Below are 6,874 nucleotides of genomic sequence, written 5' to 3' on the forward strand. Positions count from 1 at the left end.
AAAACTTTTCTGACTTTTCTTCAGCCATTTATGAATGTTTGAATGATGCCCATTTGAAACATAAAAAAGAACTGGATTCCTTGCTGACTCTACGATTTCAGAAGTTTAATAAATCTCAGATTATGAACGTCTAAAGTATACTGTACAAAATGGAGAATACGATGCTGAGACTGAACCAGAAGGTTCTGGAAAGCATCAATTCTCTTAGAGGAGTTAAATCTAAAAAATACGAGTTCTTTGTCTGCATAATTACCTTTACGTTTTATACAAGTATTTTACATTTAATGCGGATACCCTAAGAACTAGGATGATTGTCGATTTCTTGCTATTTTTGACTTGCCATTAGGCTCTAGCCTAAAGAATCTTTTGGACAACCGAAAATTCACTATTTCTAATCAGAAAAATTTCACGGCAATTATAAATAGTAAACTCAAGATAAAGTATTGTTTCTTGCCATCTATAAGCTTTAGGACTATATTAACTGTTACTTTATTAGAAGATTGAGAACTAGAGTGATTGTTATTCATGCTTGACATTTGCTTAGTTGATAAGGTGATCAGAAAAAATGATAATGAATTATCTGGGAATTATTGATTGCAAAAAATTTTACATAAAGGCCACTATTTAAAAGTCCATCTCTTGTGAATTAAGAAATTGTAAACAGACATACCAATACTGATGACCAAGTTTGACATTATATACCAAATTCTGAAAATATCAACGAATACATACATTAAACCTAAAACGATTAATGAACTAGATAACATAACTGTGTGGTATTTTATCAACTCTTTGAAAACAGATTTAATGGTTCTAGTTTTATAGGTTTTAAAAGTATAACGCTTATTCAGATAAAATCCCAAGCTGTTAACAGTAATCATTAAAATTATTGTAGAAACTAGATAATGAAACTTAAGTATTGTAGTCAATAAATACAGCCAAAAAACATTTTGAAGTGTACAAAATAATCCCACCAATAAAAATTTGAGAAAACCACTTTTAAATAATGTTTTTGATCTTTGCATTAGCTATCATTCCTATAAAAATTTGGGGCAGGACATCAATGTCAACACTTACACTTTAGTTGACTTGATTTAATTTGGCTCTCATTCTAGCCATAATTCTCTCTAGGATTCTTGAGTCTCTAAAGAATTTGTACATATCCAAGAAACCTAAAGAAAATAATCCCTGTACCAAAAAACTTATTTTAAGTTTTTTACCATGAATAATAGAAGCCAATGCTATGTTAACTTCTTTGGAGAAGTTAGCAATTTTTCTAATTTTACTTTTGGTTTGACTAGAAGTATTCCATGCTTCTAGATGCTTATCTATAACAAATTCTAACTGTTGTCGAAAATCTTGGATATAAGAGCTACGAGTAACGGTTTGGGAATGAGAATGAATGCGAAAGACCGATAAGGGCTTGGGATAGTATATTATCTGTCCATCTTGAGCTAATTTTAGCCAAAAATCCCAATCAGCCGTGTACCATAGTTTTTCATCCAAACCACCTACTTTTAAAGCCATCTCTCTCTTAAAGATTGGTGCGGGAATAGAGATAAAATTCTGCACTAACAATTTACTAATCATCTGCTCCGAACTAATCATTATTGGATAAGAAGGTAGAGGACATCGCCATAGTCCTAATTTTTGCCCTTGTATATTGACAAATATAGAAGGATTAAGAATTAAATTGGCCTCGGGAAATTGAATGGTTAGCTTTTTTAAAATCATCAATCTCCGGGTTATCCACATATCATCTTGATGTAAAAAACAGACATAATCGGCTCGGGCCATATCGAGTAGATAATTAGTATTAGCTACCCAGTTTTTTTGCGGTTCCCTTTGAACAATTTTTAGGGGAATTTTGGTTTGAAAATACTGGAGTATTGCCAAGGTTTCATCTGTTGAACCATCATCAATAGCCAGACACTCTATATCAAAATCATCTTGAATAGCAATAGAGTTTAGGGCTTTTACTAAATATTTTTCCCCATTGTAAGTGGGAATTAAAACTGACAGCCAAGGTTTACTCATATTCTTTGCTCTGGTAATTTTATTTCTCTTTTTGACTTAAAGAGACAAATTCATTATACTTAAATAATTTGCCCACTATCCGTGGAAAAGGGAAAGAGTATTGTTTAATAATTTTGGAATCAAGTTCTCTAGCAATTGCTTTCAATTTAGCAAAATTCATAAATTCTACATGGGTTGCATCACTCTTGAAACCAGCTTCTTGAGGAGTTATTATAACTAATTTGCCGTGATTTTTTAACAGATAAACATAGTCATTAAGTAAATTAATTACCTCTAAATAACTCATGTGTTCCGCAACGTGAGCTAATAAGATAGAGTCAAACTTTTCGGGTTCATCAAATGATGACCGTTGAAACTCCTCTGGTGTAAAAGCCATGAAGCCCCTAGCTCGGCAGACTTCAACTGAGTGAAAATTGTGGTCAATACCAATTCCATTTCCTTTCAGATTCATCAGATTACGGCCTATTCCACAACCAATATCGAGAGTAAAACCTAAATTTAGCCTCTGAAGATTCCAACGGTAAGGAGCTTGAACATCCAATATTTCTTTCCATTTTGCCGTCTGTTTATTCAGCAATCGTTCCGAGTAGGACTGATTTTTGGTATCCTGATTGAAAGGGTTAATTTTCCTATTCATAAGTTTTCTGATCGGGTAGACAAGTGAGCCACAACTAGGCATAATTTTGGGTAGGTTAATTATTTTCTCTTGAGTCCCAAAACACTTAAAAAGAAACTGGAAAAAACCACCTGTACTCCCAACCCTAGAGCGGTTACGGAAGGAATGACAATTCGCATGGTCACGGCTGGATCTAAGGCTCCATAAAGTCGAGCATTCCAAATGTATAAAGCATACAGTGAACTGCCCATACCTAGCAAAAATAAAATTAAGCCAATGATTAATCCTACCTCCAGATTAATATAACGCAAAAATCGTCTTAATTTTCGGTCTTCCGGTAATAAACCTTCGCTGATAGCAAAAGCTTTTGTGAAGATGGCAAAACTGACGATTTGAAAGCCAATAATCAAAGCTGTGGCTGAATAGAGAAGGGTGTGAACTCTGGGTTGGGTCATAAACCAAATCGTCGCCACAAATCCCAGAAACATTAAAGCCAGTCCGGGGTAGAGAAACAACCAGCGAGGACTATACATTAAGAGAAATCGCAGATGTCGCCAGCCATCGCGCCAAGTTTTTAGGTGGGGAGGACGACTGCGGCCGTCAGGGGATAAAGTGGTTGGTACTTCGGTAATTTTCAGGCCGTAGAGGGATGCTTTCACCACCATCTCGCTGGCGAATTCCATGCCAGTGGTGCGTAGGTTCAATTGTTCGATTGCCTGTTTACTAAACCCGCGCAATCCACAGTGAAAATCACCACAGGGGCTGCCAAAAAATAACCGTCCTAACCAAGTCAAGACAGGATTGCCCAGATACTTATGCAATACTGGCATCGCCCCGGGTTGAATTCCCCCCTGAAAACGATTGCCCATCACCAAATCGTAACCCTGTCGCAATTTTTCTAGGAAAGGCGAGAGATTGGTAAAGTCATAGCTATCATCGGCATCCCCCATAATAATGTATTGACCTTTGGCGGCGGCGATACCTCCCCGCAGGGCGCTACCATAACCCCTTTCCGGGATAGGAACCACCCGCGCCCCTGAATTAGTGGCAATTTCTTGGGAACCATCGCTACTGCCATTATCGGCGATTAGCACCTCTCCCGCAATTTTGTGTCGTTCCAGATAATCTCGCGCTTTGCCGATACAGGTGGCCAGGGTTTCCGCCTCGTTGAGACAGGGCATGATGATCGATAATTCTAAAGTAGGTATCTGCTCATTAGAGGCGGCATCTGCCATGACCTGATTTTCCAGCATAACAATCGCGGTGGAGTCGTTTTGCTCAAGAGTATAACAGGATTATTGACATTTGTGACAACAAATTTTTGATTGCTCAACAGTGCCGCCTTAATTGATTGGCTTGTCTTTGTCCCCAATAACCTATAATGATTGGGCTGTTCATTATCCAGATTTCCGAAGCTATCTAAGCTAGACAGGGCCTTCAGCATCCCAACAACGGGGTTTAGATTACGAACAGCTTAGGGCAAAAATTTGGCAACCCAGAGAAAATCTAGATTTTTCTTGCTTCTTGTTCACAGCTTATCTGGCTCTAAAGAGGGTTCTATAGCTTTTTAGGTTTTATCTGGTACAATCTGCCACATTATCTGGTAAGCTAAACAGGTCAATGGTTACAAATTAATTTCAATGACTGGGAGGCCTCTTAATTCTTAGTTTCATGAATCTTAAACGATCAGGGAGACTTCCTATCTATCTACTTGTTGGTGAATTCACACCGATTTCTATAGTATCATAGGATACACTTTACCTATTCAAAAAAAAACTCAGAGAGCTAAGAACTATCATAAAGTGTTGAGGGATAAGAAAATTATGAATAAATTAAGTCAACGTACGCAAATTTTTAACTTTCTTATTGGATTAGGATTTGTCCTGATAATAATTATTAAATTTTATTTAACCAGAAAGTATGAAATTGTCGCTATCGGTTCCGATCCAGAAAGCTATCTGGCGAGAGCTGCATTCAATATTTGGTCGGATAAAGTAGGTATCGGGGCCTTAGGTCATCCTCCCGGTTATTCTATCTTTGTCTGGTTAGTTAATTTATCTGGGATTCCTTTGAGAATATTTCACGAGATTTTTTATATACTTTCCACGGGATTTTTAGTTTATTGCCTGGGATTTTTGAAAATTCCTAAATTGATCTGTCTTGGTGTATTTGGTGTCATGGTTTTTTATCCATTGACTTTTAGGTTTTTCAATGATGCCAGGAGTGAATCATCGGTAATTTCTTTATTCAATTTTCTAGTGGGAGTGACAATATTATTATTAATTTCTAGGAAAAGATCGAGTAAACTTGTTTATTCCTGTCTATCGGGTTTGATTCTAGGAATGATTGCCATTACTAGACCAGAAAGAGAGGTGTTATATCTATACTTTCTCGGCTTCGGTCTAATTACTTGGATCACAGGTTATCGAATTTCCAGAAATCAAAAGATCGAGAAAATAGTTTATTACTGTTTAATTCCCTTTCTGCTTTTCTGTCTAGTTAATTTCTCCTGCACGGTCTTAAACAAAGTCAATTTTGGGGTTTCTGGAGTCAGTTTATCGGATTCTCCCAGTTTTAAGGGAATGTATACAAAACTCACGAAAATAGATGTGGGTACTCCTCAAAGATATATTCCTTTGACGCAAGCACAACTAGCCGCTGCTTATGAAGTTAGCCCAACTTTGAAAAAAATGCAGCCTTTTTTACCCAAAGAAGAAATGATTCAGTCTCACGGTTCATGGTTGTTAATTTATGCAGCTCGCGAGGTATCATCAGATCGAAAACCTCAGAATGTTTATCAGGTATTCACAGAAGTTAATAAGGAACTAGAAAAGGCTTTTCAGGAGAAAACTTTACCTAGTAAACCTTTACTATTAGGTTATTTAGATCCTAATATAGGGGTTTGGTTGCCCCACGTCAAGAGTTCATTGATTAAGGTGGTAAATTCGTTTATATTTCCCCCTATGTCTGAAGTAGAAAATATTCTTACTAAGGATGATCCCAAAGCCAGTGTAGGATTATTTAATGCAACCGCCAATCGCCGAGCCGCTTTGATCAACAACCACAATCCTAATTCTAAAATATTTACTAAAGTCAAAATCTTAAATTATCTCGTATATGTTCTCAATGTGCTAGGAATTATTTCTTTTGTAATCCTCCTAATTTATTACTGTATTTATCAAGCTAAATCACTGTTTCTATCTACTTACATAATTATAGTTTTCTTAATTCTTTTAACTCAAGTTGCCCGTCTTTTTCTCTATAGTTTAGTTGATGCCTCTGCTTGGGAAATTCCGATGCGTTATCTATTTCCCAGTATGCCATTGTTCTCTGGATTATCCTTACTCAATATATTTGTCGTTTTTAACTTGCTGTCAAAAAAGATACTGAAAATGAAAAATTGAAGTTGATCTTGGTTTCACAGCCATAAACCTTAGCTATATCAAGCTTAAAATCGAAATGACCTTAAAAGTTTAGTTGTAACATATAAGTTTGGAGGCGTTGCTGATTTGAGATATGGATCTTCTTTTGTGGGATTTTTAAAACCTAGACCCAGACTAACTTTTGGATACGATGCACAGTTGGCATTCATACCTTGATTCAGCAACGCCGGCAATTTGACCCAAATTTTCGAGCAACTGAAATTCTGATGCTATCCTCGCCATCCCACCTAATTATTTGCTAAAATTTATGGCCAAATCTCCTTAACCCAAACTGACGTTAAATTTGCTCAAAAGCTATCTGCTTGGCACTGAATTTTTGATGCGTCCGGGACGCATCCCACAGCCAAATATCGCCAATTTCCCCCTAGGCTTTAGGTCTTAAATAAACTAGAGACTGTTGCCAAATTAAAGTGGGTTTATCGTAGTGATCGACTAGGTATAGACAGTTAACATCTTGCCAAAGGATGCGACCAACGAGGAGATCATCGGTGCTTAACTTAATTTCTACTTCCCGTTTCTCTTGAATATAGCTCTGTACTTGTTTAATACTCGGCAGACCAGGATCAAATTGAGACATAATGAGTTTATCGATGAGGTGTTCATCCTCTATTATTCCTGTTGAGCAGCTTTTATTGACCTTGACATCCTCACCGCCGTAAACGGACGGTGATTCCCAAACCTCACGATTTGGGTTTCTGCTTCTTTCCCGAAGGATTTTTCGCACCTGCCTTAACAGATTTACTCTGTTCTGGTCTTATGGTCGCTCTACAGACTGACA

6 protein-coding genes and 1 pseudogene are annotated in these 6,874 nt (G+C 37.0%); 2 read left to right on the forward strand and 5 right to left on the reverse strand.

Annotation, left to right across the window (positions count from 1 at the left end):
* Positions 1-134: pseudogene (locus O9290_RS13390) on the forward strand (IS630 family transposase); the annotation flags it as partial.
* Positions 135-620: 486 nt separating this feature from the next.
* Here the strand turns inward: O9290_RS13390 and O9290_RS13395 are convergent.
* From O9290_RS13395 to O9290_RS13410, 4 genes are read right to left on the reverse strand one after another with little or no spacing between them, the layout of a single operon-like run.
* Positions 621-1,025 carry a GtrA family protein gene (locus O9290_RS13395; RefSeq protein ID WP_288059234.1) on the reverse strand — a complete coding sequence of 135 codons (405 nt, stop codon included), beginning with the start codon at positions 1,023-1,025 and terminating at the stop codon, positions 621-623.
* Positions 1,026-1,080: 55 nt separating this feature from the next.
* Entirely contained in the window at positions 1,081-2,037 is a 957-nt protein-coding gene (locus tag O9290_RS13400) for a glycosyltransferase (protein ID WP_147073716.1), read from the reverse strand.
* 19 nt (positions 2,038-2,056) lie between these two features.
* Entirely contained in the window at positions 2,057-2,674 is a 618-nt protein-coding gene (locus O9290_RS13405) for a class I SAM-dependent methyltransferase (RefSeq protein WP_147073714.1), read from the reverse strand.
* Positions 2,675-2,733: 59 nt separating this feature from the next.
* Positions 2,734-3,906, reverse strand: a complete 1,173-nt coding sequence (locus tag O9290_RS13410) for a glycosyltransferase family 2 protein (protein WP_288059237.1) — start codon at positions 3,904-3,906, stop codon at positions 2,734-2,736.
* A gap of 570 nt (positions 3,907-4,476) precedes the next feature.
* Between O9290_RS13410 and O9290_RS13415 the strand changes: the two genes are divergently transcribed.
* A complete protein-coding gene (locus O9290_RS13415) occupies positions 4,477-6,057 on the forward strand; it encodes a hypothetical protein (RefSeq protein WP_288059239.1) in 1,581 nt (526 codons plus the stop codon).
* A gap of 403 nt (positions 6,058-6,460) precedes the next feature.
* Here the strand turns inward: O9290_RS13415 and O9290_RS13420 are convergent, their stop codons facing one another.
* Positions 6,461-6,673 (reverse strand): Hfq-related RNA-binding protein, encoded by a 213-nt coding sequence (locus tag O9290_RS13420; RefSeq protein ID WP_002756689.1) that lies wholly within the window; start codon positions 6,671-6,673, stop codon positions 6,461-6,463.
* Positions 6,674-6,874 lie beyond the last annotated feature (201 nt).

It is taken from the genome of Microcystis sp. LE19-41.2A (genome assembly GCF_027530405.1).
Taxonomy (GTDB): Bacteria; Cyanobacteriota; Cyanobacteriia; order Cyanobacteriales; family Microcystaceae; genus Microcystis; species Microcystis aeruginosa.

Excerpts from the sequence above, each read along its gene's own strand:
- O9290_RS13405 (WP_147073714.1), bottom strand. The coding sequence starts at position 2,674 with ATGAATAGGAAAATTAACCCTTTCAATCAGGATACCAAAAATCAGTCC.
- O9290_RS13420 (WP_002756689.1), bottom strand. The coding sequence starts at position 6,673 with ATGTCTCAATTTGATCCTGGTCTGCCGAGTATTAAACAAGTACAGAGC.
- O9290_RS13415 (WP_288059239.1), top strand. The coding sequence starts at position 4,477 with ATGAATAAATTAAGTCAACGTACGCAAATTTTTAACTTTCTTATTGGA.
- O9290_RS13400 (WP_147073716.1), bottom strand. The coding sequence starts at position 2,037 with ATGAGTAAACCTTGGCTGTCAGTTTTAATTCCCACTTACAATGGGGAA.
- O9290_RS13395 (WP_288059234.1), bottom strand. The coding sequence starts at position 1,025 with ATGCAAAGATCAAAAACATTATTTAAAAGTGGTTTTCTCAAATTTTTA.
- O9290_RS13410 (WP_288059237.1), bottom strand. The coding sequence starts at position 3,906 with ATGCTGGAAAATCAGGTCATGGCAGATGCCGCCTCTAATGAGCAGATA.